Source organism: Shewanella sp. KX20019, from assembly GCF_016757755.1.
GTDB lineage: Bacteria > Pseudomonadota > Gammaproteobacteria > Enterobacterales > Shewanellaceae > Shewanella.
The window spans coordinates 2613869-2640229 of record NZ_CP068437.1 but is presented as its reverse complement, the minus strand read 5'-3'; the positions used below and the strand labels follow the sequence as shown (position 1 = coordinate 2640229).

General features: G+C 42.0%; 27 protein-coding genes. 15 read left to right on the top strand and 12 right to left on the bottom strand.

Going from position 1 to position 26361, the window contains the following annotated elements; translation table 11 throughout:
* The first annotated feature begins 62 nt into the window (after nt 1-62).
* On the top strand, nt 63-536 hold the full coding sequence (locus tag JK628_RS11555; RefSeq protein ID WP_237524197.1) for a GNAT family N-acetyltransferase: 474 nt from the start codon (nt 63-65) through the stop codon (nt 534-536).
* Nucleotides 537-570: 34 nt separating this feature from the next.
* Here the strand turns inward: JK628_RS11555 and JK628_RS11550 are convergent, their stop codons facing one another.
* Together JK628_RS11550 and JK628_RS11545 are read right to left on the bottom strand one after the other, a co-directional pair.
* Nucleotides 571-1413 (bottom strand): helix-turn-helix domain-containing protein, encoded by an 843-nt coding sequence (locus JK628_RS11550; protein ID WP_202289613.1) that lies wholly within the window; start codon nt 1411-1413, stop codon nt 571-573.
* Between the two features lie 163 nt (nt 1414-1576).
* Nucleotides 1577-2368, bottom strand: coding sequence for a GNAT family N-acetyltransferase (locus tag JK628_RS11545; RefSeq protein ID WP_337249449.1), 792 nt, complete (start codon nt 2366-2368; stop codon nt 1577-1579).
* Between the two features lie 394 nt (nt 2369-2762).
* On the opposite strand from JK628_RS11545, the gene JK628_RS11540 reads away from it, so the two are divergent.
* The gene (locus tag JK628_RS11540) at nt 2763-3788 is read left to right on the top strand and encodes a sensor domain-containing diguanylate cyclase (protein WP_202289610.1); all 1026 of its coding nucleotides are present in this window, start codon (nt 2763-2765) and stop codon (nt 3786-3788) included.
* A 440-nt stretch (nt 3789-4228) separates the two neighbouring features.
* Nucleotides 4229-4498 carry a hypothetical protein gene (locus JK628_RS11535; RefSeq protein WP_202289608.1) on the top strand — a complete coding sequence of 90 codons (270 nt, stop codon included), beginning with the start codon at nt 4229-4231 and terminating at the stop codon, nt 4496-4498.
* A 1538-nt stretch (nt 4499-6036) separates the two neighbouring features.
* On the opposite strand, the gene JK628_RS11530 is transcribed toward JK628_RS11535, so the two are convergent.
* The 3 genes from JK628_RS11530 to JK628_RS11525 form a co-directional block, all read right to left on the bottom strand.
* Nucleotides 6037-7329 carry a tyrosine-type recombinase/integrase gene (locus JK628_RS11530; RefSeq protein WP_202289605.1) on the bottom strand — a complete coding sequence of 431 codons (1293 nt, stop codon included), beginning with the start codon at nt 7327-7329 and terminating at the stop codon, nt 6037-6039.
* Nucleotides 7330-7426: 97 nt separating this feature from the next.
* Complete coding sequence (locus JK628_RS23310) at nt 7427-7660, bottom strand: hypothetical protein (RefSeq protein ID WP_237524196.1); 234 nt, start codon at nt 7658-7660, stop codon at nt 7427-7429.
* Between the two features lie 169 nt (nt 7661-7829).
* Nucleotides 7830-8300, bottom strand: a complete 471-nt coding sequence (locus JK628_RS11525) for a hypothetical protein (protein WP_237524195.1) — start codon at nt 8298-8300, stop codon at nt 7830-7832.
* Between the two features lie 263 nt (nt 8301-8563).
* Here JK628_RS11525 and ccoN point away from each other — a divergent pair, with 263 nt between their 5' ends.
* From ccoN to ttcA, 11 genes are all read left to right on the top strand, one after another.
* The gene (gene ccoN, locus JK628_RS11520) at nt 8564-10000 is read left to right on the top strand and encodes a cytochrome-c oxidase, cbb3-type subunit I (protein WP_202289602.1); all 1437 of its coding nucleotides are present in this window, start codon (nt 8564-8566) and stop codon (nt 9998-10000) included.
* A gap of 12 nt (nt 10001-10012) precedes the next feature.
* The gene (gene ccoO / locus JK628_RS11515; protein WP_202289600.1) at nt 10013-10627 is read left to right on the top strand and encodes a cytochrome-c oxidase, cbb3-type subunit II; all 615 of its coding nucleotides are present in this window, start codon (nt 10013-10015) and stop codon (nt 10625-10627) included.
* An 11-nt stretch (nt 10628-10638) separates the two neighbouring features.
* Nucleotides 10639-10815: a cbb3-type cytochrome oxidase subunit 3 gene (locus JK628_RS11510; RefSeq protein WP_202289598.1), complete on the top strand. Its 177-nt coding sequence runs from the start codon at nt 10639-10641 to the stop codon at nt 10813-10815.
* Nucleotides 10815-11771 carry a cytochrome-c oxidase, cbb3-type subunit III gene (gene ccoP / locus JK628_RS11505; protein ID WP_202289597.1) on the top strand — a complete coding sequence of 319 codons (957 nt, stop codon included), beginning with the start codon at nt 10815-10817 and terminating at the stop codon, nt 11769-11771. Before JK628_RS11510 ends, ccoP begins: the two co-directional genes overlap by 1 nt.
* A 139-nt stretch (nt 11772-11910) precedes the next feature.
* Nucleotides 11911-12390: a FixH family protein gene (locus tag JK628_RS11500; RefSeq protein ID WP_202289596.1), complete on the top strand. Its 480-nt coding sequence runs from the start codon at nt 11911-11913 to the stop codon at nt 12388-12390.
* Between the two features lie 45 nt (nt 12391-12435).
* The gene (locus JK628_RS11495) at nt 12436-14832 is read left to right on the top strand and encodes a heavy metal translocating P-type ATPase (RefSeq protein WP_202289595.1); all 2397 of its coding nucleotides are present in this window, start codon (nt 12436-12438) and stop codon (nt 14830-14832) included.
* The gene (ccoS, locus tag JK628_RS11490) at nt 14829-15056 is read left to right on the top strand and encodes a cbb3-type cytochrome oxidase assembly protein CcoS (protein ID WP_202289594.1); all 228 of its coding nucleotides are present in this window, start codon (nt 14829-14831) and stop codon (nt 15054-15056) included. Before JK628_RS11495 ends, ccoS begins: the two co-directional genes overlap by 4 nt.
* The gene (locus JK628_RS11485; RefSeq protein WP_202289593.1) at nt 15057-15749 is read left to right on the top strand and encodes a sulfite exporter TauE/SafE family protein; all 693 of its coding nucleotides are present in this window, start codon (nt 15057-15059) and stop codon (nt 15747-15749) included. It begins immediately after the preceding gene.
* Between the two features lie 55 nt (nt 15750-15804).
* On the top strand, nt 15805-16557 hold the full coding sequence (etrA, locus tag JK628_RS11480; RefSeq protein WP_202289592.1) for an electron transport transcriptional regulator EtrA: 753 nt from the start codon (nt 15805-15807) through the stop codon (nt 16555-16557).
* Nucleotides 16558-16646: 89 nt separating this feature from the next.
* Nucleotides 16647-17579, top strand: coding sequence for a universal stress protein UspE (gene uspE, locus JK628_RS11475; protein ID WP_202289591.1), 933 nt, complete (start codon nt 16647-16649; stop codon nt 17577-17579).
* Between the two features lie 78 nt (nt 17580-17657).
* Complete coding sequence (gene ttcA / locus JK628_RS11470) at nt 17658-18596, top strand: tRNA 2-thiocytidine(32) synthetase TtcA (protein WP_202289590.1); 939 nt, start codon at nt 17658-17660, stop codon at nt 18594-18596.
* Between the two features lie 62 nt (nt 18597-18658).
* Here ttcA and JK628_RS11465 read toward each other — a convergent pair whose 3' ends face one another.
* Nucleotides 18659-19279 (bottom strand): DUF2987 domain-containing protein, encoded by a 621-nt coding sequence (locus JK628_RS11465; RefSeq protein WP_202289589.1) that lies wholly within the window; start codon nt 19277-19279, stop codon nt 18659-18661.
* A complete protein-coding gene (locus tag JK628_RS11460) occupies nt 19257-20084 on the bottom strand; it encodes a glucosaminidase domain-containing protein (RefSeq protein ID WP_202289588.1) in 828 nt (275 codons plus the stop codon). The genes JK628_RS11465 and JK628_RS11460 overlap by 23 nt, the downstream gene beginning before the upstream one ends.
* A gap of 156 nt (nt 20085-20240) precedes the next feature.
* Between JK628_RS11460 and yvcK the strand changes: the two genes are divergently transcribed.
* Nucleotides 20241-21146 (top strand): uridine diphosphate-N-acetylglucosamine-binding protein YvcK, encoded by a 906-nt coding sequence (gene yvcK / locus JK628_RS11455; protein WP_202289587.1) that lies wholly within the window; start codon nt 20241-20243, stop codon nt 21144-21146.
* A 75-nt stretch (nt 21147-21221) separates the two neighbouring features.
* Here the strand turns inward: yvcK and JK628_RS11450 are convergent, their stop codons facing one another.
* The 5 genes from JK628_RS11450 to lolA form a co-directional block, all read right to left on the bottom strand.
* A complete protein-coding gene (locus tag JK628_RS11450) occupies nt 21222-22415 on the bottom strand; it encodes an amino acid aminotransferase (RefSeq protein WP_202289586.1) in 1194 nt (397 codons plus the stop codon).
* 258 nt (nt 22416-22673) lie between these two features.
* Nucleotides 22674-23960 carry a serine--tRNA ligase gene (gene serS / locus JK628_RS11445; protein ID WP_202289585.1) on the bottom strand — a complete coding sequence of 429 codons (1287 nt, stop codon included), beginning with the start codon at nt 23958-23960 and terminating at the stop codon, nt 22674-22676.
* Between the two features lie 18 nt (nt 23961-23978).
* Entirely contained in the window at nt 23979-24353 is a 375-nt protein-coding gene (gene crcB, locus JK628_RS11440; protein ID WP_202289584.1) for a fluoride efflux transporter CrcB, read from the bottom strand.
* Nucleotides 24346-25677: a replication-associated recombination protein A gene (locus JK628_RS11435; RefSeq protein WP_202289583.1), complete on the bottom strand. Its 1332-nt coding sequence runs from the start codon at nt 25675-25677 to the stop codon at nt 24346-24348. Before JK628_RS11435 ends, crcB begins: the two co-directional genes overlap by 8 nt.
* A gap of 9 nt (nt 25678-25686) precedes the next feature.
* Nucleotides 25687-26313 (bottom strand): outer membrane lipoprotein chaperone LolA, encoded by a 627-nt coding sequence (gene lolA / locus JK628_RS11430; protein WP_202289582.1) that lies wholly within the window; start codon nt 26311-26313, stop codon nt 25687-25689.
* Nucleotides 26314-26361: the final 48 nt, after the last annotated feature.

The window sequence follows — 26361 nt, the reverse complement described above, 5'->3', positions numbered from 1 at the left end:
AAAGCATAGAAGCAAGCCTAATTTATACCTAGACGGTTGTGAAACGTAATAAGACTAAAGCTATGATGCATGCAGTAAACGCCCAGCTAATGTGCCCTAAGGAACAGCACCTTGAAGAGATGCTCACTTGGTTTACTGACAAACAAGCGCTGTTTGATTGGGCTGGCCCTAACTTTAGATATCCATACAGTCTGACATCTTTCAGTGAAGATTTAGCGTTAAGTAAATTGGCGTCATTTTCGTTAGTATCCGACACTCATCAGCTTATAGGGTTCGGGCAGTTTTACAGACGAATCGACAGATGCCATTTGGGGAGAATAGTCATCAGTCCAAAATGGCGAGGTAAGGGCTTTGCCAAAATCCTTATCGAGCAACTCAATGCCAAAGGGCTTAAAACGCTGAATGTGGGTCAAAGTTCCCTGTTCGTGCTATCTCACAACCATCAAGCGATATACACATATCGAAAATTGGGCTTTGTTCAAAGCGACTACCCCGAAGCAATACCACTAAAAGATTGCTTTTATATGACTAAATGAATCATTTGCGATGTAAATACGTTTCGCTAGTCTTCTAGTCTCGGGCAGTCACTCCACCATAGATATCGATAGTTAATCCTCTTTCTTCAACATAGTGTTTCGGCGTTAAACCAATTTGTTTTTTAAGCTGTCTAATGAGGTGAGGTTGGTCGCTAAAGCCAAATTTAAACGCCACATCTACCCAGTCAATATCACTCGCATCGCGCTGATACAAGTACTCCAACATCGCTTCCAGTTTGTTCATCGACTGGCATTGCTTCATCGTTAAGCCTGTCACTCGGTTGAAACTACGCTCTAAGGTTCTTTGGGAGCAAAACAGCTTACCGCCAAGTTCTGAAACTGCCGTTGAATCCAATAGCTGCAACACTTTATGAGTAATTTCGCTATGCTGATCTTCTTTAGCATTGGTTAACAATGGTAAAAATAGTTCATCTAGCTTGTCACAACACTCTAACGGTTCAGTACGTCCAATTTGTAAAAGTGACTCTGCTGGGAAACCTGTGACTGAAAGTAAGTGATCCATATCGACAGTGTCCGCCTGATTCAGGGTAGGGTGGTTGTAATCGGGAATATCGAGGGAGTAGAGTGCACCGATATGAAATTTCACCCCTAGGTATATAAAACGTTCAGAATGATCTATTTGCAGTGTTTGCTGCTGAGGAAATAGCCAATGGCTCCCACTGCCACTTGATACTTGCGGCGCTGTGTCATAATGGAAACCTTGCTTTTGCGGGCAAATAATGAGGTGAGTCGCTGGATCTGGATTGAGTTTTGGAAAGTTATTAATATCTTGCAGTGTGGTCTTTTCTATCAGCCAGTAGCAACTGATGTATTTAGCAACTTTTATATTCTTTGGGTAATGTATCCAACTTTGCATGCTTAACCCCTGAGATGCTAGAGCTAATAATATGATAATGAGTATAAGGCAATTAGCATAACGCTGTAGGCTGCTAAATCAAAGGTTCCCATCAAAGTGCTCTATCAAAAAAGTAAGCCCATCATTACTAATAAGGGCTTAAAGTGCCTATTACGATACACAATTAACTTTTGCCAAATTCGATTTGTATAATTCGATTATTTGACACTAAGCCAGCCCGAGCAATCGATTTTTTGGCAGCTATATTATCAATTTCTGTAGAACAAATAGGCTTAAGCCCTTGTTGTTTTGCCACATTGATGAGGTAACGAAGTATCTTAACCGCAATACCCTGGCCACGCTCGGCTTGAGCAACTATCATGCCCAAGTCGGCAAAGTCAGTTTGATAGTTATCAAACGTTCGGCATTCACCCGTAGCAATAATGTGCTTGCCTTTTAGAGAGACCCAAAGCTCTTGCCTTTGGATCAGATTTAGATAGTAACCAGTAAGCCACTGCTCAGGGGCACCAATACTTTCAACAGCAAATGCAACCAGACTATCTAACATCTCTGTTGTTGCTAATGCCATATCAATTTTAACATTAGCCTCACCAGTGGTATCGGCCTCAGTACTTAGATGATACATCAGTGAGTTCACTGCAAACATTGTAGAATTATCGAGACATAATGATAGGTACTTAGGTTCTGCAGTGCTGGCAAACGCACCTATTACTGTGCCAATTACCTTACTATCTTGCTGTGTAATAAGAGTAAATAGTTCGCGAGAACTGATTTTCGCTAAAGGTGATAGATAGTACTGCAACATATAGCCGTCAGCGTTGATACAGCAATAGCCAACCAAAACTTGGTTCTCATAAAAGCCAAAATGCTCGGATATGGCTACGAAACCAAAATGCCACATTCCGTCAAGCGGTGCCGTAGCAAGTGAAAAGAACTGAGCTTTTAACTCACTGATGCTTGCCAGTGATTCAACTTTTTTATGTCTAACATGTTTAATTACCTACTATGTGTTTTAACTTTTGTCCTACAAATGGATTTAGGCATTTCCATTAAAGGTGCTAAAACCAAAAAATAACTTTGTCCCGCGGCGGCGATGAAATAAATATTAGCGGAGAGGGCGTTTAGAAGATTGAACAAATACGACAATTGCTTTTTATCTATCAGAATTTAAACCAGCAACTACACTTGTTGCGTAGTGCAGGCTTACCAAATAGATAGCTAATGGTAGTAGTTTGCGACTCCAGTATGGAAAGAGACTGCAAGTGACTTAAGAATCGGAGCGCTATACCGTTCGAAGCTGCTGGTCAATCTGCAGAACGATGTCACTCACGGATGAGAGCCGAAATAAAATGCCATTTTCTAAATTTAGAACTGACAAAGATCAGCTACGATTCTCTAAAGAGCAAAGTTATGTGTGGATTGAACATTCTCCGGTCTGTACCAAGGTTGTCGACCTAGATTTCAATCTGCAGTTTATGAGTTCATCTGGTGTCAAAGCGCTTGCCATTAAAGATGTGTCAGAGTATTACGGAAAGCCATATCCTTTTGACTTTTATCCGCAGCCTTTTCGTGACGAAATGTCTAAAAACCTAATAAAGTCGAGGGATACAGGTAAGGTTGTAAAGCAAGAAGCAGCCGTCGTAGATACTCATGGAAATGAAGTCTGGTTCCAATCGACTATTTCTCCAGTCAGAGAAGTTGGCGAAACTGGTGTTGAGAGTATAGCGTATCTTATGGTCGTTTCAATCGACGTTACCGCACAAAATATTGGAAGACAGAAACTAGAACAACTCAATGATGAACTAGAGCGCACTGTGTATCGGCGTACGCTTGAGCTTGAAAGAACAAACCAGCTATTACATCACCAAGCTGAAACAGATTTTCTAACTGACTTACCTAATCGTCTTGCCTTTGACAGAAACATTGGCGAGCACATAGTACTAGCAAAACGACACAAGCAGAGCCTCTCTTTGTTAATGGTAGATGTTGACGAATTTAAAAGCTATAACGACAGGTATGGCCATGACATTGGTGATATCGTTTTGAAAAAAGTCGCTGCAGCAATCGCTAATACATTAGTTGGGAATATGGATGTCGCAGTACGTTATGGCGGTGAAGAGTTCGCCGTTATATTGCCAGATATGGATGCGGAGATGGGCTTTTCAATAGCAGAGAAAGTTCGACGCAATGTTCAGAGATTAAAAATTAGCGATGGTAACAACGATATTATCGGCAACATAACTGTCAGTATTGGCGTCGCATCTTTAATATATGATCAGCTTAATAGCACCGATATAGTTAAACAGGCAGACAAAGCACTTTATAGCGCAAAGAACTATGGTCGAAATAACTCCCAAATTTACATTACTGATTAGCAGTAATATTTGTTCTAGTTTATCTTCGGAAATCCACAGTTGAGGTAAATAGCATTTCAAGTGGCAATGGCTGACTCGAGCTCAGTCACTCAAGATAAATAAAACCATATCAGTGTCTTTTCTTTGTCTTAAACTAAAATGCCAAACGGATTTTCGAATGCCGTGATGCATTACGGTTATTTCATCAACATAGTTCGGCAACGCCGATGGGGAATTGCTGCTTTCTATTAGTTTTGTAAAACATGGGTTAGGGGGCTTAACTCAATTTTCCCGAGTTTCATTAGGACGAACAAAATTCAATCAGATTATGACTGCAGTTTTATCTTACCTTTCCCAAATTTGCATTCTTGAGTGCTACGATCAAAGAATTTTGAATTTAATCTATTGCTTGGACCATGGTTGCGACATAATAGCGCTAAGTACTTAACAGAGTCGTTATAATGGACAAACAGCAAGACAGCTACATGACTGAAGAAACACTCATTGAAACAGTCGAAAATCAAATCGTTGACGGTGAACCGAAAAAGGTAAAAGAAACCTTGATGCGGTTAGTCATGACAGGTACACCACGTGAAGAAGCGATTCAATGGATGGCGTGCGCGCTGGCTATCGAAGTATTCGATGTCATGAAAAATGGTGCCTCTTTTAACGAAATACGTTATGCCCAGCACTTGGATGCATTGCCGAATATGGATTGGATGGAAGAGTAATAACAACTTAATAACTCCTATCATGGTAATCCCGATAAATGACACTATCGGGGTTTCATTGAAACGCTAAAGAAGATAATAAATTTGTTTAAAGCTAGTTAATGATTAAGAAAAACTCCAATGAACTTAGTATGTGGAGCGGATAAAGGCTAACGACATACAAATACTGAGTTGGTTAATACTACCCGTAAGCCATTGCTGCAAAGCTAAACGTCACCAATGTGGCCAGGTTCTGATAATACCAATATCTGAAGAAGCATCGACTAGGAAAAGTTTCCTTGTTACAGCTTGTACATATCTGGAAAATATCCAAAAACTCAGCGTATTTAGATTTGACGGTAAAGAGATATGAGAGAATATTAGGTCAAAAACTTACTTGCAGATATTACCGGTTGAAAAACTGATCGCGCTTAAGTTTGCAAATGAAGTCAGTCAAATCCATCCATTGAACAACTGCTTACTAGAAAGCAGGTCTATATCAAAATCTCAACTTAAGTGGCAGTGATCAAAAGCGACCTTGTCAATATCATCAAAAACCCTATTTAACATAATATACATTGTGCGCATTCGTGTATTAGGATTGATAAAGTCTAACAAAAGGACATTGTCGTGTAAGTTTCAGTTATTAGTTTATCTGTAGCTATCCGTTAGTTACAGTGCTATCAGCATGTTGAACGAAGCATTACCTAAATAACTACGCGATGCTGTGTTGATCCTGCAGTACTAAGCCTGCCAAGTTTAAAAAGCAGCCACGCAGCACGCACTTATTTTTTAGCGTTATATGTGTCCGCGAGTCAACAATCTTAAAACTATGAATCATTAGGATCTAACATCGCCGTGCAGGCAAAGTCTTAGATAGTTATTTTATCGAGAATGATATTGAAGCTAACTCAGATGTTATGCCGTCGACATTTCAAAGCTATAACAACAAGCAGCTGCGTTGAGACTTGCTCGCTATAACGATAGCTAGATATAATGAGCAGCTATATGAGTTTGTGTGACTTAATCTGAACTTTCATCGTGCCATACTTCAGGCTTATATGAATTCTGTGTTTGATTAAAGTTGCTCAATACTATAAACAACATCGGCACTTACTGTTGGGGAAATTCAAACTAACTAAGCATTAATGACTTCAACTGATTATGGAGAACAGCTGCCTTACAAATCAATTATCTGTATTCAGAGGCCCCTTAAATGAGTGAAAACCATCCATTTTATCTAAACGTTGCGGCTACTGCACTCGAGCATTTGATTGAAACGACTACTAATACTTTCTAAATTGATTTGATTAACTCCATTTGGGGTGCATTAGTTCCGTAATATACGATGGCGGCTTAGCACCATAGAACTTAATCACAGCCTATAATTATCCAAATTAATTCTCTACTGGGTCAACTATGAAGCATTGTTTTAGACTTTTCACTGAGATGCCGATAATGTCACTTATCGGCATTAACTTATCAGATTTTTTAATCTGATATTAGTAGCTTAGGAAAAAGTCGATGTTTAATTATAATTTCAGTTCTCTAGATAACTTTCAGCCAATCCCATGCAGGTTATCTAGCGGTCTATTTTGGCCGCTTTGATGGCGCTCTATTTGCGTAGTATGCAAGTATTGCGATGTCGTATCGATGCTTTCGTGCCCCGCATCTGCTTGTACATGTGACAGAGGTCTGCCATGAATATTGATATCATGAGTGATCCCTGTATGGCGAATATTGTGGATACTGAGCTGGCGCATTTGCGCGCCATCCTCGACGAAGCCGTCACATTCGGCGCTGATAGCTGCAAGTATGATGATTTTGTCGACCTCTTCTCTTATTTGGCGAATCCCCAGGTTTGCATTGATCAAGCCAACCTCCCTGCCTCGTCCAGCAGCTTTCTGCCTAATAATAAGAGGATGGCCTTCATTAATCTTTGGATAGTCAGGTAAGTTTAGGTAGTGCCGATACTCGACTAAGGCTGCTAGTAAGGCATCGGACATTGATACTGTACGACGCTTGCCACCTTTGCTTGAGGGGATATGAAAGCTCCATATCCCTGTTTGCGGATTGCGCTTAAACTGATCCATGATAGGTGAGTAACCTGCCCTTGCCGACACTTCGGATACTCTTAAATAGCAGGAATAAATCAGCTTTATAAGAAACAAGCTGCGTTGGTGTAATTCTGGTTGTTCTGTCGCAAGTTTTGTAACGGTCGACATAACGTAGGACCACTGTAACTCGGTAAATGCGAGTTGATTATCACCGTCGTTATCAAGGCGGTACTTTTTGTTAGACGAGAACCTGCTTTTATTGAGCCACATTTGTGCAGGGTTTTTTTCTACAAAATCTTCACTCATAAGGTAAGCATAGAAAGAGGATAAAATGGCCATTTTAGTTTTAAGTGCGCTTTCACTTAAACTGTATTGCTGTATAACGCCTTCATTCTTTTTGCCTCTAAAAGGTAGCCATTGAGGGTTGGGAGTCCTGAGTGCGCTCCCCTTTTGTTCTTTAAACTGAGCAACATTATAAAAGCCAATCAGTGCTTGTGGCGGGGCCTGACAATATTCAACGTAGCAATTTATCTCTTTACGTCCGACTAACGAGACTTCCGTTTGGGCAACATCAAAACACCAGTGCAAGAAGGTAGTTAGCTCGCTTCTATACGCTTTATAGTTGTTTTCGCTGTATTTCTGTTCACAGAGCCAGTCGGTTGCGTGCTCAAATACCAAACTGGCATCTGCAATTCCATAGAGTGCTAGTTGGGTGATATGCTGATTAACGATGGGGTTGCCACTTTGAATGAATTCGACAGAATCAAACAGTGGCATAACGTTGGGTAGGTCCATTTTATTACTACTAAGGTCACTGGCTATCACTGCATAATAATCAGTTACGCAGTATCAAAGTAGCCTTATATTGCTCAGTGACAGTAATTTAGTCGATTTAGCCTGTTGTTAGCGTAATTTTACTCGAGCATTGGGCATTGCAGTCACTTGAACAAGCTTTTTCACAATGAATTCGTTTTTCACAGCACCAGAGGCACAATTGCCACACTGTCTGTTTTGACTCCGCGTCTAAACATTTAAAATCAGCAGCACATAAGTGCCCTTGCTGTATTAGCTGAGCGATCTTCTGTTGTGAAATACTGATGTTAAGTTTTTGAGTTACTAATCCCATGACGTTCTCTTATTGCATACCCAATTATTAGTCTCAATATAACGTAATGAGAATGATTATCAATAGCGGTATTGTAATAATGAGATTTAGACCACATTCAGAGCAAAGTAACTTTCCAAGGTTTCACCCTCTTCTACTAGAGTTTCATCATTATAAAAGTGGCTTAACGTCAGTGCGCTTTTTCACTATCGGCAAGAAACTCAAAGATGGTAAATTTTTCGATTCCGTCCTGCTCGTAACTTACTATGGCTTGCCAAACCATGTAGCCACTACTACAAGACCCGTATATTAGCGGCGCATTATAGCTAGTTTCAGTCTCTTGAGCTAAATTCACCGGGATAATACCCATAAACATATCTCTGCCTTCAACGCGAATTTTTACTTTCTCTAGTGGAACAGAGCTGCTTAAACTTAATTCAAGTGGCTTTTCACTTGGGGTATTCCACGGTGTGATACGTAAATTAAGTTCAGTACCATCGACGGTGTTACTACAGGCACCTTTTTGAAAATTGCATAATCCCGTTTCTTGTTTAAAAGATGTAACATTTTTTCCGTTATCGGGTTCGCAACCACTGACAATAACCGCCATAAATAAAGTATATAAAACTCGCAATACTACTGATTTGTGAGTATTTTGCACAATAATTAACCTTTCAACAAAATCTATTAACATTCTATGGAGTAGCTTGATCTAGATCAACTTTTCTATAGGGCGAATTCCTATCTTTTTTGATATAGCTCAAGTATCATTGCATTGCCTCGTATTTACTTGTTGAAATGCAAGGTTACACATTGACACAGGCCGCCAATTTCCGATAGGTAATTTGCTTTTATGTGTCATTTTACCGAGTAGAGTCACACTCTACTTAATAATAAGTATAAGTAATAAGCAGTGGAAGCAAAATGATGAACCATTCCCAGCCTCAAGGCGCTGATTACAACTACACTATTGTTCGCCAATTTGCCTTAACGACCGTGTTTTGGGGAATTGTTGGAATGTCAGTAGGTGTATTAATCGCAGCCCAGTTAATCTGGCCGCAGCTAAACTTCGAAACTCCATGGTTAACGTATAGTCGTCTTCGACCTCTACACACCAATGCCGTGATTTTCGCGTTTGGTACTTCAGCCCTTTTCGCCACATCCTATTATATCGTCCAACGCACCTGTCAAACTCGACTATTTGCACCTAAGTTAGCTGCATTTACGTTCTGGGGTTGGCAAGCCATCATTCTATCAGCAGCAATTAGTTTGCCTATGGGTTTCACCCAAGGAAAAGAATACGCTGAACTTGAATGGCCTATTGATATCGCAATTACCATTGTTTGGGTTGCGTACGCAGTGGTGTTCTTCGGTACCATCGTTAAACGAACGACGTCCCACATTTATGTGGCGAACTGGTTCTTTGGTGCCTTTATTATCACCGTAGCTGTGTTGCACATAGTTAACTCTATGGCAGTGCCGTTATCACTAACCAAGTCGTACTCACTTTATAGTGGTGCTGTCGATGCAATGGTACAGTGGTGGTATGGTCACAACGCAGTTGGTTTCCTGCTGACAGCGGGCTTCTTAGGCATGATGTATTACTTCGTTCCTAAACAAGCTGGTCGTCCTGTTTATTCGTACCGTTTATCAATTGTTCACTTCTGGGCACTAATTGCATTGTACATTTGGGCTGGTCCTCACCACCTACATTACACTGCACTACCAGATTGGACTCAATCACTTGGTATGGTGATGTCGCTTATTCTATTCGCTCCTTCATGGGGTGGTATGATTAACGGTATCATGACGTTATCAGGTGCTTGGCACAAACTTCGTACTGACCCTATTTTGCGTTTCCTTGTGGTTTCATTGTCTTTCTATGGTATGTCTACCTTTGAAGGGCCAATGATGGCAATTAAGACGGTTAACGCGCTTTCACACTACACTGACTGGACTGTTGGACACGTTCATTCTGGTGCATTGGGTTGGGTTGCTATGGTTTCTATCGGTTCCTTGTATCACTTGATACCTGTACTGTTTAACCAAGGCCGTATGTACAGCACAAACCTGATTAACGTTCACTTCTGGTTGGCAACAATTGGTACTGTTCTTTATATCGTTTCAATGTGGATCTCTGGTGTCATGCAGGGTCTTATGTGGCGCGCAGTTAACTCTGACGGTACATTGACTTATAGCTTTGTAGAAAGCTTAGAAGCATCATACCCATTCTACTTTGTTCGTTTCATTGGTGGTGTTTTCTTCCTTACAGGTATGTTTATCATGGCGTACAACGTGATCCGCACTGTTAGGGCCCCTAAAGATTCTTTGCCAGCTATTGCTGATGCAAAAGCAGCTTAAGGAGTAGATTCGATGAAATTTAATCATGAGTTAGTCGAGAAAAACATCGGTCTATTAGGGATCTTTACTGTCATCGCAATCAGCTTCGGTAGCTTGGTTGAGATCACTCCCCTACTTTTCCAAAAAGACACAACTGAGCCACTAGAAGGTCAGATCCCTTACACTGCTTTGCAAATTGAAGGTCGTGACATCTATGTACGTGAGGGTTGTTATAACTGTCACAGTCAGATGATCCGCCCTCTACGTGCTGAAACAGAGCGTTATGGACATTACTCGGTAGCGGGTGAGTCTGTATGGGATCACCCATTCCAGTGGGGCTCTAAGCGTACAGGTCCAGATCTAGCCCGTGTTGGCGGTCGTTACAGTGACAAGTGGCATGAAGTTCATTTAATTGATCCTCGCGCCGTTGTACCGCAGTCGAATATGCCAGGTTTTCCTTGGTTGGCAGAAAACAAGCTTGACGGCGAGTTGACTGGCAAGAAGATGGATATCCTACGCAACCTTCATCCAACACATGAACTGTATACAGATGAAGAGATTGCGGCTGCGAAAGACGCTGTGAAGGATAAGACGGAAATGCAGGCATTGATCGCTTATCTTCAATCACTTGGCCACGCGCTTAAATAAGGAGGCAAATTATGGATTACGGCACATTACGAGGAATAATAACCATCGTGGTAATGGTGACCTTCATCGGTATATTTGCTTGGGCATATAGCTCTAGTCGCAAAAAGCAATTCGACGAAGCAGCTAATCTTGTTTTCTCAGATGATGAGCAAAACTTGGTTTCGAAGGACTCAGGAGAGCAAAAGTAATGACAAACTTCTGGAGTATATGGATTATCGTACTCTCGTCTGTGGTCATCATTGGTTGTATCGTTCTGCTACGCGCTTGTTCTAAGAACAACACGGGCGTAAAAGAAGGCGAATCAATGGGCCATAGCTTCGACGGTATTGAAGAGCTCAATAACCCACTACCAAAATGGTGGAGTTATATGTTTTACATTACTATCGTGTTTAGTGTTATCTACCTTGCACTTTACCCTGGTTTTGGTAGCTATAAAGGTCTTTTAGGCTGGACGAGCTCTAACCAAAGCGTACGTACTCTCGCCGAATCTAAGCAGGCTGTTATAGATGCTCAAGCGGAAGGACGTTGGGTTCAGTATGATCAAGAAGTAAAGCATGCTGACGAGAAATTTGGCCCTATCTTTAAAGCTTACGCCGATACACCATTGGAAGAGTTAGTTAAGAATAAAGAGGCGCTTAAAGTTGGCGGCCGCTTGTTCTTACAAAACTGTGCAATGTGTCATGGTAGTGATGCTCGCGGTAGCAAAGGCTTCCCTAACCTCACCGATGGTGCTTGGTTATATGGCGGTGAACTTGAAACGATTAAGACATCCATTATGAATGGCCGTCACGGTATGATGCCACCTAAAGGTGGTCTACCAATCGAAGACAGTGAACTACCAGGGCTTGCTGAATACGTAGTTAAGTTGTCTGGCCGTGAACATGACGAAGCGCTTGCAGCTCAAGGTCAAGGTTCTTTTATGAAGGGCTGTTTTGCCTGCCATGGAATGGACGGCACGGGCAACAAATTCATGGGTGCACCTAACCTAACCGATAATGCGTGGCTATATGGCGGAAGTCGTGGTGCTATTCAACAATCAGTTAAGAACGGTCGTAGCGGCGTAATGCCAGCATGGAAAGATGTATTAGGTGAAGAAAAAGTTCACGTAATCTCAGCATACGTTTATAGCTTGTCAAACAAGTAGTTACACTACTGTAACATTAAACGCAATATTAAGGCCTCGTCACAAACGAGGCCTTTTTTTTAAGTGCTAAATCACACTTTAAGCGGTAAAATAGCGGCTCTTAAAAACGTCGTCTCTCAGCAAATTATAGGTATAAAACATGTCTACTCCTCAGCCTTGGTATAAACAGTTCTGGCCCTGGTTTCTTATCATACTTCCGCTTTGTGCCGTCGTTGCTAGTGTTAATTTATTATATCTTGCGATCAGTAATAAAGACTCACTCGTTTCTGAAGATTATTATAAAGAAGGCAAAGGCATTAATATGGACCTTCGAAAAATTAAACATGCAAAACAATTGGGTATGAACTACCTCCTTGAGTTTGATGATGAATACGTAGAACTTTCACAACAAGGTGGCGAGCAATACGGAGCCGCGTTGAGTATTAGCTTTTTCCACCCAACAATGGCAGAAAAAGACTTTGAACAGATTGTCACAGCCGATGCTAACGGTGTATATCGCATTGAGATCCACCAAGCTATTTCAGGACCTTGGGAAGTCCGAATTGAGGGCTATGATCAAACATGGCGAGTGCAACAACGCATTACACTTGTTGATGATCAGCAGTACTGGCTCAACTAGTTTTTAATCTCTTTGTTTGTAACATAAATCGATGAACCCGAGTCTATGAGCCAAATCAGTTGTTACCATTGTAGTGAACCGGTATTAACCGCTAGCCAGTTCACTACATGTATACTCAATATTGACCAACCTATGTGTTGCCCTGGTTGTCAGGCTGTATCACAGGCAATTATTGATGCGGGTTTAACCAATTATTATAAATTTAGAACTGAACCAGGTAACAAACAGACAGCGCTTGTGCCTGAAGAACTTAATAGCGTCAGTGCCTACGATATACCTGAAGTTCAACAGGACTTTATACATCAACGTGATGATTTAAATGAAGTATCCTTAACAATAGATGGCATCACTTGCGCCGCCTGTGCTTGGCTTATTGAACACCAAGTCAAGAAACTTAGTGGTATTGCCAGTATCCAAGTTAACTCCACAACGCAGCGTGCGCTTATCAGTTGGCACGCAGAGTTGGTAAAACTTAGCGACATTCTGAATACCATTAGCGCCATCGGTTACCAAGCTGCACCATTTCAGATTGACGAACAAGAAACTAAAAGTAAGAAAGACAGTCGAAAGTTTTTACTGCGCTTGGGTCTCGCTGGATTTGCCACCATGCAGGTGATGATGTTCGCCCTCGCCCTGTACTCAGGTTATTTTACAGATCTTGATACTGAGTTTAGAGACTACTTCCGTTGGGTCAGTATGCTTTTTGCCGCCCCAGTCGTTTTCTATTCCGCTCAACCATTCTATTTTAGTGCCATTCGTTCCATTTTAATGGGGCGGTTAAATATGGATGTTTCAGTCAGTATTGCAATTTGCGGCGCTTATATCGCAAGTTGTATAGAGACCGTCAACGGTACTGGCGAAGTGTATTTTGAATCAGTCTCGATGTTTACCTTCTTCTTACTGCTAGGTCGATACTTTGAACAAAATGCTCGTCAAAAGGCCTCAGTGAGTTCCAGTAATTTACATAAGCTGGTACCGCTTACCGCATTTCTTAAAAATGATAACAGCATTGAAGAAGTCCCAGCCAAACGTCTTGTTATCGGTAATATTATATTGATAAAGCCAGGTGACGTTGTAGCGGCGGATGGCGTTATTATAGAGGGTGGCTCTTCGGTAAACGAAGCCATGTTAACAGGCGAGCAGATGCCCGTCGAAAAATCTGTCGACTCACAGGTCTTTGCGGGAACCATTAACATAGAGCAACCGATAACCGTAAGAGTGACGGCTTTAGGGCAAGATCAACTTGTTGCTGAAATTATCAGACTGCAAGAGATAGCCTCAAACAGTAAACCTAAAATTGCACTCTATGCCGACAGATTTTCAAATTATTTTACAGCGGCAATTTTGTTGATAGCCACTATGACCTATATTTTTTGGTCATTCTACTCACCTGAGGATGCCTTTTGGGTGACCTTATCTGTCTTAGTTGCTACCTGCCCTTGCGCTTTAGCGCTAGCAACACCAACGGCGGTGACATGCGGAACGGCAATACTGACAAAACTTGGCATTATTACTCGTAGAAGCGGTGTATTTGAGAAGCTACCTAAACTAAATCATATCGTTTTTGATAAAACAGGCACGCTTACACTAGGCTCCTTGTCTATAACCAATGTAGAACTAGTGGCTGGCACCACCGAGTCTGTGACAGAAAAGCGCGCTCTTGAATATGCGGCAGCACTGGAATCTAGCTCACTTCATCCTATCGCTCATGCATTCGAAGCTTACCTAACTCCGGCTATTACCGTATCCAACAAACAAAGCTTTGTTGGCAATGGTCTTCAAGGTGAAATTGATGGCAAACTGCTAAAAATTGGTAGCCAAAGCTTTGTTAATGGTACCGATTTTTATGAATCCGATGTCATTATCTGGCTGAGTATCGAAGGTAAGGTGTTAGCAAAATTTACTTTAGCAGATGCGATTAGGCCCAATACAGCAGCTGCAGTACAGTCACTAAAGCGATTGGGGTGCAACATCAGTATTGCTAGTGGTGATAATTCTGGTGAGGTTGAAAACCTAGCAAAGCGGCTCGGAATTGACGACTATCATAAAGGATTGTCACCTGAAGATAAGTTAACACTCGTTAGCAGGCTGCAGAAAAATGTGCACGTCGCTATGTTTGGCGATGGCATTAATGATGCCCCGGTGCTTGCAGGTGCAAATCTTTCAGTTGCCATGGGAAGCGGCGCCGCAATCAGCAAAAACAGCGCTGATATTATATTATTAGGCGATGATCTCGCGCGCTTCGCCGATGCTGTAACAGTGGCAAAATCGACGGCGCGGATCATCAAACAGAATTTGTTCTGGGCGCTTGGTTATAACCTGTTTATAATCCCTTTAGCTGTTAGCGGCCATGTTGCGCCTTATATAGCCGCTATCGGTATGTCCGCCAGTTCGCTAATTGTTGTTAGTAATAGTTTAAGACTACTCAAGGTACGTGTATGAGCATTATTTATGTCCTGATCCCCATCGCTATGTTATTTGTTCTCGTCGCTGTGGGTATCTTTTTTTGGGCGGTTAAATCTGATCAGTTTGATGATCTTGAAAAGCAAAGTGTTTCCATTTTGTTTGAAGAAGACAGCCATCAACAACAGAACCATGCAGAGAGTGATACCAATGACAAAACCACAGCTACAAGCGGAGTCAATACTACGGAAATAAACAAATAAGTGAATGATTACAGCATATATGGCGCCTTTCTTGTCGGTATCATGGGCGCTGGCCACTGTATTAGTATGTGCGGTGGTTTGGTAGGTGCTTTATCCGCGAACCTACCTCAAAATGATGCTAGTAACCGACTTGTTAACCAATTGGGTTACCTTTTTAGTTATAACAGCGGCCGGATCATTAGCTACGCAATAGCTGGTGCGCTCGTGGGCTTCAGTACCAGTGCGCTAGGGCTACTGTTTGACGTTGACCTATACTTATTAATAATGCGGGTACTCGCGGGTCTCATGATGATCATTACCGGTCTGTATATTGCCCAAATTTGGTCTGGAGTCGTACAGATAGAACGTGCTGGAAAATGGCTTTGGAAACTGATCTCACCAGTAGCCAATCGCTTTATTCCTATTAAGAATAAACGACAAGCGTTTATAGCGGGTGGTTTATGGGGTTGGTTACCCTGTGGCTTAGTTTATAGCATGCTGACATGGGCCGTGGCTGCTGGTAATGCAGTTGATGGCGCTCTTGTTATGGCGGCCTTTGGATTTGGTACCCTTCCCGCATTATTAAGTGCTGGCGTAGCTGCAAGTACATTCAGCCGTTGGGTACAGAAAGCGTCTGTAAGAAAAGTCAGTGGCGTTGTGTTAATCGCCTTTGGAATACAGACTCTATACATAGCAATTGGGCAGCTAAACTAGCCCCAATTATTAAATTAGTTTAACATAGCGTGTGAACACAAAACTGAGATAGATAATGAGCGTAGATAACAACAAACATCGTCGTCAAATGACATCAGGCTGTGCGATTCACTGTCATGACTGCAGTATGGGCACACTGTGTATTCCTTTTACGCTTAACACTAATGAATTAGATCAATTAGACGAAATTATTGAGCGTAAAAAACCTATTCAAAAAGGCGAGGCTATTTTCAAGTCTGGCGATCCGCTTAGGTCTCTTTTTGCGATCCGCTCCGGTACCATAAAAAGTTACACCATAACGGAGCAAGGTGATGAGCAGATCACTGGTTTTCATCTCGCGGGTGACGTTATAGGATTTGACGGAATTCATTCACAATTCCATCAGAGCTTTGCACAAGCACTTGAAACCTCAATGGTATGTGAGATCCCTTATACCACTCTCGATGACCTCATTGGTAAGATGCCTAAACTTAGACAACAAGTTATGCGGCTTATGAGTAATGAAATTCAAACTGATCAAGAGATGATTTTGCTACTGAGTAAGAAAAATGCTGAAGAGAGATTGGCGGCATTTATCAGTAACCTCGCTAAACGATTTGGTAGCCGGGGGTTCTCTCCTAGAGAGTTCCGTTTAACAATGACTCGCGGCGATATTGGTAATTATTTAGGTTTAACAGTCGAAACTATTAGTCGCCTATTAGGTCGTTTTCAGAAAGCAGAACTTATTGAAGTCAAAGGTAAATACATTACAATCCTCGATATTGACACGCTAAGTGACTTATCAGGAAACAGTAATATCGCTCGTTAAACATTATCGACATTTCTGTTGATCTATGACAATACAAAGCCATCTTTATGGTGCAAGATGGTAATACGATATTAGATAAGGATAAAGTTATGATGGACTATCAAAAACTCCTTGTAGTGGTTGACCCAACCACCGATAAACAAGCCGCATTAGCCAGAGCCGTTAAGCTTGCATCTGCTAATAATGCCAGTATTACTGTCTTTTTATCTATCTTTGATTTCTCTTATGAGATGACCTCCATTTTATCCGGTCATGAGCGTGAAGCAATGCGCGAAGGCGTAATTGCACAGCGTAAGGCATGGTTAGATGATATTGTTAGCCAATTCCAGACTGGAAGCGTTAGCATTGAGACTGAAGTCGTCTGGCATAACCGTCCCTTCGAAAGTATCATTAATCATGTCATTGAGGGCAAATACGATGTTATCGTAAAAGGCACCCATGAGCATGACAAACTAAAGTCAGTCATCTTTACCCCTACAGATTGGCATCTGCTTAGAAAAGCCCCGGTACCCGTTTTATTGGTAAAAGATCATGATTGGCCTGTAGCAGGTAAAATCCTCTGTGCGATAAACGTAAGCTCTGAGGATGAAACCAACCAGTCTTTAAATGTGAAAATAATCGAGCATGCACAGAAACTAGCAAAACAGTTTGATGCTCAAATCCACCTTGTGAACGGTTACCCTGGCACGCCAGTTAATTTGGCAATAGAGCTACCCGACTTCGACTCTCACTCCTACAGTGAAACTATCCGTAATCAGCATGAAGAACGCATCACCTATCTAGCGAATGCTTATGATATTTCAACCGATTTTTGTCATGTCAGAGAGGGGTTACCGGAAGATGTTATCCCGGAACTTGCTCAAAAGCTTGATGCTGAATTAGTCATTTTAGGCACCATTGGCAGAACGGGACTCTCAGCTGCGCTTATCGGTAATACTGCAGAACATGTCATCGACAGTATTAATTGCGATCTGCTTGCCGTAAAGCCTGACGGATATAAATCACCTCTTGAACAAGCTTAACGCTTAACGGGCTTTACCCGAAGCGGTTAAGCTGGAATAATACGCGCCCTGAACAATTGTGTACTAGGCGCGTTTTTTATGTCCGAAGAATTATCAACAGAACAGATCTCCCGTTGCAGCAAATTGCAGAAGCGCTTGCGCTCTGAAGTTGGCAAGGCCATAAGCGACTACAACATGATTGAAGAAGGTGATCGTGTGATGTGCTGTTTATCTGGTGGCAAAGATAGCTATGCCATGCTCGATATTTTGATAAACCTGCAGCAACGAGCGCCAATTAAGTTTGAGATTGTTGCAGTGAACCTTGATCAAAAGCAGCCTGGTTTCCCGGAAGAGATCCTGCCCGCCTATTTAGACACCCTTGGTGTGGCATATCATATCTTAGAAAAAGATACCTACTCTATCGTCAAGGATAAAATTCCTGAAGGAAAAACCACCTGTTCACTGTGCTCTCGATTGCGTCGTGGCACCCTTTATGGATTTGCTCAAAAAATAGGTGCCACCAAAATTGCATTGGGCCACCACAGAGATGACATTATCGAAACCATGTTCTTGAACATGTTTTTTGCTGGAAAGTTAAAAGCGATGCCACCAAAGCTATTATCTGATGACGGCGCCAATATGGTTATTCGTCCGCTCGCATATAGCAAAGAAAAAGATATTGCTGAATATGCTGAGCTCAAAAAGTTCCCGATCATCCCTTGTAACCTCTGTGGTTCGCAAGAGAACCTAAAACGCGCAGCTGTCAAAGATATGTTGGTGCAGTGGGATAGAGATTTCCCTGGGCGTATAGAAACGATATTTACCGCGATGCAAAATACTGCTCCTTCACAAGGTGTCGACAGAGCGAAGTTCGATTTCCTCTCATTAGAACGTAATGCTAATGCGCCATTGAAGGGCGACGTTGCAGAATCAGAACTACCCGCCTTCGATTTTGTCGATATCGCCAACAATGGTCATATTGATTTAGATAAAGCGGCACGTATTGATGTCGTAAGCACATATAGCCCTACTCGCTAGTCAGAATAACGAGATATAAAAAAGCCCTCTACTTGGAGGGCTTTTTTATATCTGCTCAGAGGCTATTTTGCAGTCCACGGACTAATCACCTTAGGTGACCGGCTAAACTCAATTGAATCAAGTGTTCTAATCACCTCTCTACTTAAGCGGTATGTGCCACTAACGGGGATTTTCTTACCATTAAGAGTAATAACAGCCTCAGTTTCAAACTCCAAATTCAGCCCTGCAATATCAGAGGAAAAATAACGCATAGGGAACCCTTGCATCATACTTAACAACTGATCCATTTCTGTTTCGATTTGTAATAGCTCAGAGCGTTTATATGCAAGCTTAGTGTTCTTTGATCTCACCTGCATCGCAATTGCACAAGACTTAGCATCACCTTCAACATTCAAATTAATCAGTGCACGATCAGACTTTAACTGTGCGTCATAAGGAAGGAATATTCTTTGGTCTGCTGTAAATGTCAAAGGATACGACTCTTTTTCAGTCGTTATCGTGCCATCTTTCAGCTTACAACCGTTGGCTTTCGATACAGAAAAAGCCACCTCAACTAACTGGTAATTACCTTTATTGACTTGTTTCAGTCGCTGGTAAAAACCGGCGTACTCTAATGAGATAGGTTCAGCATTTGCCGTCGCACAACTAAATATGATTAAACTAAGCAGCAGGGATTTTTTCATTTGTTTCCACTAGATAAGGTTGATTTTGACGTAACATTTCAAGTAACTCATCGATATAAGCTTCTTGTCTTTCTGAATAATTAACTAGGCCGTAGACAAGTTTATTGGCACTAGGCTCTTGGTTTTCAGCTCTCATATCTGCACGAATGGACCTCAATAATGAATAAGCTGCATTCGAGTTAAGGTTTCGCATGTAGGAGGCGACAGAGTCCTCAACAGTTTTAAAAACAGCGACCTCATGCGAGAGTCCATCGCTGCGAGATTGTGGTACTAACCCACAGCCTTTTCTGAAACACCATTGACCAAAAAAATTAAGGCCCTCTCTGGCAAAACGAGAACTTCCCCAACCGGTCTCATTGGCGGCTTGTATCAACACCATTTGTTCTGGCACCACATCGACTCTCACCAGCAGTTTGTCGATGGTATTGGTATTTATTCGTCTTGAAGTATATTGGTACTTTTCTGCAATTTGTTGCAAACGAAACTCATCGGCATCGGTAAGTTTGTTCTCATTTTCGAGCTGGGCTCTAATGCCAATCAAAAACTGACGTTCATCTTTAATTATGGCGTTCTGGTGTTTCACTGACGGCCGCAAAAAATTGAAAAACGCACGTTTCTTTGCTTTTACATCCTTTATGTCACTAAATTTAGGGACTTTGCTAACAAGTTCATTATTTCTTATGGCTTTACCCAGCTGTGCCTCATCGCTCGTAAGCGAAGGGATCATTGTCAGCCTAATAAGTATGAAACCACCAATAACGACTCCGAAAGCAATGGTAAACAACCCCACTTTACCTGTCTTCACTGCACATCCTTATAATATACAAAATATGTCTTTGCTTAACCTGTGTTTTTTGTATTATATGCTAGCTAGATTGAGATTACATCGCGAAAAATCCCGATTAAATCGTTATACTGTCGGTGATGAATAAAACCTTTGGGTATTCAGGAAGGAGGCCCCATGAAAAACAATGGACTTAATCAATATCAGCAAATAGTCGCAATTGGCGGTGGACATGGCTTAGGGCGGGTTCTGTCTGCATTGTCATTTCTAGGTCCAAAGCTCACTGGAATCGTTGCAACAACCGACAACGGTGGTTCTACCGGTCGCCTAAGAGCCGAAAAAGACTGTATTGCTTGGGGCGATTTACGTAATTGCTTGACACAGCTGGCTAAAAAACCCTCCATAGGCACTCTCATGTTTGAGTATCGCTTCAATGGTGAAAGTGAACTCAACGGTCATAATTTAGGAAATTTAATGCTCACCGCGTTAGATGAACTATGCGTTAGACCCTTGGAAGCGATCAATTTGGTGCGTCAATTTCTAAATATTGAAACTCGGCTTATCCCTATGTCTGAGGAGCCTACGCACCTAGTCGCGTTAGAAGCCTGTGGCAACAGTGTTTTTGGCGAAATAAACGTAGATAAAATGACTGACACCCCTATCGCACTGTCACTTGAGCCGATAGTGCAAGCCACGTGTGAAGCATGTGATGCAATACGTGATGCCGATTTGATCATCATCGGGCCTGGTAGTTTTTTGACCAGCATTATGCCGCCGTTACTGTTACCAAAGATTGCAAAAGCGCTAGCTGAATCTTCAGCCGAAGTAATATTAATTGATAATCTAACGAGTGAACCATCGCCAATCGCAAACTGCGGTCTCGAGCAAAAAATAGATTGGTGTCATCAGGTTCTTGGCCTTAAAATCATTGATAAGGTATTGAGCCATTCAGAAACGGCTTATCAAGATGGGCAAACGAGTTACTATCCATTAAGAAGCTCACACCATAGAGGGCTACATGATAAGCGCGCATTAGCCAATGCTCTAGCGGAGATGCTGCCTGAGAAACTCAATATTGATTAAGACCAACTCTTTAATGGTATAAATATTAAAACAAAAAAGGACCTTAAAAGGTCCTTTTAACATCTTGGCAGACATTTATAAAACGGCGGCGATCGCTTTACATATAACTGGCATATTTGTTTTAGTCATACCCGCAACGCTTATGCGTCCTGAGCCGACAATATATACACCAAACTCATCTTTTAGCTGCTTTACTTGTACTTTATTCAGGCCAGAAAAACTGAACATGCCATTTTGACTAGAGATAAATTCAAAGTCTTGACTAACACCATATTCTTTTAATGATGCTACAAACAGTGAACGCATTTCAGCGATGCGCTCTCTCATCGCTTGAAGTTCTTCATGCCAAAGTTGCTTTAACGATTCATCTTCCAAAATAGTACTCACAATCAGCGCACCGTGGGCTGGAGGGTTAGAGTACGAAGCGCGAATGGTACTTTTGATTTGGCTAAATGCATTAATCGCTTCAGCATCATTTGCGGCTACGACAGTTACCGCCCCGATGCGCTCATTATAAAGCCCGAAATTTTTCGAGAATGAATTGGCAATAATAAGCTCTGGCACAATGTTTGCGACAATTCGAAGTCCTGCAGCATCCTCTTCGACACCAGCGCCGAAACCTTGATATGCAAAGTCGAAAAGTGGTACCAATGATTTGGCGACACAGAGTTCAGCAACTTGTTGCCATTGTGCTTCATTTAAATCGATACCAGTAGGGTTATGGCAACAGCCATGTAGCAAAACAAGATCGCCCTCTTTCGCCTCAGCCAGATCACTTAACATCGCATCAAAATCTAGACCATGGGTCTCTGCTTTGTAGTAGCCATAAGATTGTGTTTTTAATCCAGCACTTTGGAATATATTTTGATGATTCGCCCAGGTAGGATTACTGAGCCAAATGGTATCAGTATTTGTATGGCGTACTAAAAACTCTGCAGCGACTCTGAGTGAGCCGGTTCCACCTGGAGCTTGTGCTGTTAACGCGCGGGCGTTATTGACTACGGTATGATCTGCGCCAAACAATAATGTCTGTACCGCACGGTTGTATGCCTGAACACCTTCCATGCCTAAATAGCTCTTGCTTTCTTCAGTTTGAAGTAACTTTTCTTCTGCTAATTTGACGGCTTTAAGAATGGGTGTTTTTCCAGATTCATCTTTATAAATGCCAACGCCTAAATTAACTTTATCCTCACGAGGATCGGCTTTGAACGCATCGGTTAGGCCTAGGATTGGATCGGCTGGGGCAAGTTCAACCTGGGAAAATATCATAACTGCTTTCCTAAATAGGGTGTGTAGGAGGGTTCGGCTGTAGTTATACCATTGAAGCAATGCGGTATAAAGCCAGTTTTAACGACTAAAAGGGAAAAATACTAATACAGAGGTGTTTTAGCAGTTAGAGTAGCTATTTAATTAATAATCAGCATTTTATAGAGCCAAAACTTAAGATTATTAAAATGTGCATAAACTTAGCTAAACGTAGGGCTAAAAAAGCCCCTACTATAGTAGAGGCGTTTTTAATCGTTATCGTTAACCGATTTTTTCTAAACCACCCATGTAGCCGCGTAACACTTCAGGTACCGTAATTGAACCATCTTCATTTTGGTAGTTTTCAAGTACCGCGACTAACGTACGTCCAACAGCAAGGCCAGAACCATTTAGTGTATGCAACAAGCTTGGCTTTTTCGCTGATTTAGCTTTGAAACGAGCTTGCATACGACGAGACTGGAAATCTTGCATGTTGCTGCACGATGAGATCTCTCTAAATGTATTTTGAGCCGGTAGCCAGACTTCGATATCAAATGTCTTACTCGCACCAAAGCCCATATCACCAGTACATAAAACCACTGTGCGGTACGGTAGTTGTAGTTTTTGTAGAACTGTTTCAGCATGACCCGTAAGCTCTTCAAGCGCTTGCATTGAAGTTTCTGGTTTCACTAATTGTACTAACTCAACCTTGTCAAATTGGTGTTGACGAATTAAACCGCGAGTATCGCGACCATATGAGCCGGCTTCACTTCTAAAACATGGTGTATGAGCCGTTAGCATTACTGGCAACTCATCTTCATCAATAATAGTATCGCGAGCGATATTAGTGAGTGGTACCTCTGCAGTCGGGATTAGGCTTAGTCCTTGCCCCTCTTCCGTTGCTGGTTTGGTATGAAATAGGTCTTCACCAAATTTAGGTAACTGACCAGTACCCAGCAAGCTATCTTCATTAACCAGTAACGGAACATAGGCTTCGGTATAACCGTGTTCAGTCGTATGAAGGTCCAGCATAAATTGTGCTAATGCGCGATGCATGCGGGCTATCTGGCCTTTCATAATAATAAAACGCGAACCGGTCAGTTTAACCGCACTCTTAAAATCCAATCCGCCAAGGTTCTCACCCAGTTCGACGTGATCTTTAACAGTAAAGTTAAACTCTTTTGGGGTTCCCCAGCGACGAACTTCAACGTTCTCTGATTCGTCTGCACCAATAGGTGCTGATTCATCAGGCAAGTTAGGTACGCTCATTGCAATCGCATTCAGCTCTTCTAACAACGCTGCTAACTCTAACTTCTTAGCATCAAGCTCTGCACCAAGAGTGCCCACTTTTGCCATAATCGGTGCTACGTCTTCACCTTTAGCCTTAGCTTGGCCAATGGATTTAGAGATTGCGTTACGAGAAGCTTGCAACTCTTCAGTATTAACCTGTAGCGACTTGCGCTTTTCTTCTAATTTACCGAGACGTTCGACATCTAAAATGAAACCACGAGTCGCAAGGCGTTCAGCTGTTACTTCTAATTCATTACGCAAAAATTTTGGATCTAACATGTCTTATTATCTTAATAGTTAATAACGAGAAAATACCAATTGCTGTCCTAGATAAACGACGAAAATACACACGCCAACATTGACAACAACATTCAAAATCGCTTTAACCAAATATCCCTCTTGCATTAGCAACAGAGACTCATTGGAAAAAGTAGAAAACGTCGTGAGGGCACCTAGCATACCCACACCAATAAATGCTTTTACTTCCGGACTCACTTCACTGACTTGACCAAGGGCATAAACGACACCCATTAAAAATGATCCCAGTATATTGACCATAAGTGTACCAAAAGGAAATCCACTACCAAACACCTGAAGCATCAATAATGAAATAAGATAGCGTAAAACTGCACCAATAGACCCGCCTAGCGCAACAAAAAGTATATTAGTCATATCTTTTTACCTCACTGCGCTGGTTGAGAGTGGCTAGGTGCTCAAGCTTTTCCTTAATGCGCTTTTCAAATCCACGTTCTGTCGGATAGTAAAAACGGCTATCAGCGATAGATTTAGGTAGATAAACCTCTCCTTCTGCGTAAGCATTTGGCTCATCATGAGCGTAGCGATACCCTTCACCGTAACCTATGTCTTGCATCAATTGAGTCGGCGCATTTCTTAAGTGCTCAGGTACGCCTTCATTGCCTGTTTCTTTGGCAAGCTGCCTTGCAGCCTTAAATGCTGTGTAGACAGCGTTACTTTTGGGCGCACTGGCTAAATATAAAACAGCTTGGGCTATCGCTCTTTCCCCTTCAGAGGGCCCTACTCTGTGAAAACATTCCCAAGCGTTAACGGCAACCGACATAGCATTAGGGTCGGCATTACCAATATCCTCTGAGGCAATGGCTAGTAACCTTCTACCAATATAGAGAGGGTCGCAGCCACCTTCCAACATCCGGCAATACCAATAAAGCGCAGCATCGGGGTCTGAACCGCGTATCGACTTATGTACCGCCGAGATTAAGTCGTAGTATTGATCGCCATTCTTATCAAATCCAGCAAGTTGCTGGCCTGCTACTTGAATGATCATCTCTTCGGTAAATACTTCACCGTCTTTAAGCATGTCGCTAATTAATTCGATGAGGTTTAACGCCTTACGCGCATCACCATCACTCACCTGTGCCAACTTTAGCGCCACATCTGGAGGTAGAATTAACTTACGTTTACCAAGCCCTCTCTCTTCATCTGCTATAGCTTGCTGCGTTATCTGACAGATCTCTTCTGTAGTAAGTTGCTTAATAAGATACACACGCGCTCGAGATAATAGTGCATTGTTGATCTCGAAAGAGGGATTTTCAGTAGTTGCGCCAACAAAAATAACCGTACCATCTTCAATAAATGGCAAAAATGCATCTTGCTGGCTTTTATTAAAACGATGAACCTCATCGACAAAAAGTAAAGTCCGTTGGCCACGAGATTGAGCAACATTTTTTGCATGCTCTATCGCACTTCTAATCTCTTTAACACCGGATGTGACCGCAGAAATGCGCTCTACATGGGCATTAACGTGACTGGCTACAAGTTCAGCTAGGGTTGTTTTACCCGTACCTGGGGGGCCCCAAAACATCATGGAGTGAGCCCTTCCTGCTTCAAGCGCTTGCCTCAACGGTTGCCCTTCACCCAATAAATGTTGTTGTCCAACATATTGCGCTAATGTCTCAGGGCGCATTCTAGCCGCTAAAGGCCGAAAGTCAGGTGCAAAATCAAAACTTAAACTACTCACATAATACTCTTAATTACTAGACTTTAAACGTTGGTCGTCGATATCAACATCTTCAGGCACGATAAATTTAAACAAATCACTTTCACTCTCTTTGACCTTAGTTTGATCTGATAAAGTAAAGTTGCTGGTATTTCCTTGCTGATCTTTAAGCACCATTTTAGTCAAGGTTATATCGTTAAAACAAACTTCAACTTCGGCTACGCCAGCATCAGTATCTAGCGGGCTTATTTCAAAGCACTGTCCATTGCTTTGTACTTTGTATTGCGACCAGGTCTCAGGATCTGAATGGACAAGTAAAGCGATGGGAGAAGCGCTTATTGCTTGGTTAACGTCCATAACAGACACCTCTTCAGCAAAAGGGTTGTAGATCCATACATCAGTGCCATCGGCAACAATCAATGATTCATCCGGCGCAGTTAAGTGCCAATAAAACTGATTAGGCTGTGCTAGTGCAAAAATCCCTGCACCAGTCTGAATGACCTTATCGTTTATGTCTGTGACGGTCTGGCTAAAATTAGCTTTTAGATTATCTATTTCGGTGAGCTTAACCTTTAATTGCTCTGACGCATCCGCTTGAACTGAAAAATGAGCTAAAAGGGGTAAACCTGCAATCGCTATTGCCATAAGTCTTTTCATGTTTATTTCTCCGGGTCATGCCTGAAGCACAACGCTGATATAGAGTGT

What these genes read in the sequence shown, in the direction of transcription:
- JK628_RS11495 (WP_202289595.1), top strand. Translation starts at nt 12,436, where the DNA reads ATGAGCCAAATCAGTTGTTACCATTGTAGTGAACCGGTATTAACCGCT.
- JK628_RS11465 (WP_202289589.1), bottom strand. Translation starts at nt 19,279, where the DNA reads ATGAAAAAATCCCTGCTGCTTAGTTTAATCATATTTAGTTGTGCGACG.
- serS (WP_202289585.1), bottom strand. Translation starts at nt 23,960, where the DNA reads ATGTTAGATCCAAAATTTTTGCGTAATGAATTAGAAGTAACAGCTGAA.
- JK628_RS11450 (WP_202289586.1), bottom strand. Translation starts at nt 22,415, where the DNA reads ATGATATTTTCCCAGGTTGAACTTGCCCCAGCCGATCCAATCCTAGGC.
- crcB (WP_202289584.1), bottom strand. Translation starts at nt 24,353, where the DNA reads ATGACTAATATACTTTTTGTTGCGCTAGGCGGGTCTATTGGTGCAGTT.
- uspE (WP_202289591.1), top strand. Translation starts at nt 16,647, where the DNA reads ATGATGGACTATCAAAAACTCCTTGTAGTGGTTGACCCAACCACCGAT.
- ccoO (WP_202289600.1), top strand. Translation starts at nt 10,013, where the DNA reads ATGAAATTTAATCATGAGTTAGTCGAGAAAAACATCGGTCTATTAGGG.
- ccoN (WP_202289602.1), top strand. Translation starts at nt 8,564, where the DNA reads ATGATGAACCATTCCCAGCCTCAAGGCGCTGATTACAACTACACTATT.
- ccoP (WP_202289597.1), top strand. Translation starts at nt 10,815, where the DNA reads ATGACAAACTTCTGGAGTATATGGATTATCGTACTCTCGTCTGTGGTC.
- ttcA (WP_202289590.1), top strand. Translation starts at nt 17,658, where the DNA reads ATGTCCGAAGAATTATCAACAGAACAGATCTCCCGTTGCAGCAAATTG.
- JK628_RS11535 (WP_202289608.1), top strand. Translation starts at nt 4,229, where the DNA reads ATGGACAAACAGCAAGACAGCTACATGACTGAAGAAACACTCATTGAA.
- JK628_RS11530 (WP_202289605.1), bottom strand. Translation starts at nt 7,329, where the DNA reads ATGGACCTACCCAACGTTATGCCACTGTTTGATTCTGTCGAATTCATT.
- JK628_RS11550 (WP_202289613.1), bottom strand. Translation starts at nt 1,413, where the DNA reads ATGCAAAGTTGGATACATTACCCAAAGAATATAAAAGTTGCTAAATAC.
- yvcK (WP_202289587.1), top strand. Translation starts at nt 20,241, where the DNA reads ATGAAAAACAATGGACTTAATCAATATCAGCAAATAGTCGCAATTGGC.
- ccoS (WP_202289594.1), top strand. Translation starts at nt 14,829, where the DNA reads ATGAGCATTATTTATGTCCTGATCCCCATCGCTATGTTATTTGTTCTC.
- JK628_RS11540 (WP_202289610.1), top strand. Translation starts at nt 2,763, where the DNA reads ATGCCATTTTCTAAATTTAGAACTGACAAAGATCAGCTACGATTCTCT.
- JK628_RS11555 (WP_237524197.1), top strand. Translation starts at nt 63, where the DNA reads ATGATGCATGCAGTAAACGCCCAGCTAATGTGCCCTAAGGAACAGCAC.
- lolA (WP_202289582.1), bottom strand. Translation starts at nt 26,313, where the DNA reads ATGAAAAGACTTATGGCAATAGCGATTGCAGGTTTACCCCTTTTAGCT.
- JK628_RS11510 (WP_202289598.1), top strand. Translation starts at nt 10,639, where the DNA reads ATGGATTACGGCACATTACGAGGAATAATAACCATCGTGGTAATGGTG.
- JK628_RS23310 (WP_237524196.1), bottom strand. Translation starts at nt 7,660, where the DNA reads ATGGGATTAGTAACTCAAAAACTTAACATCAGTATTTCACAACAGAAG.
- JK628_RS11500 (WP_202289596.1), top strand. Translation starts at nt 11,911, where the DNA reads ATGTCTACTCCTCAGCCTTGGTATAAACAGTTCTGGCCCTGGTTTCTT.
- etrA (WP_202289592.1), top strand. Translation starts at nt 15,805, where the DNA reads ATGAGCGTAGATAACAACAAACATCGTCGTCAAATGACATCAGGCTGT.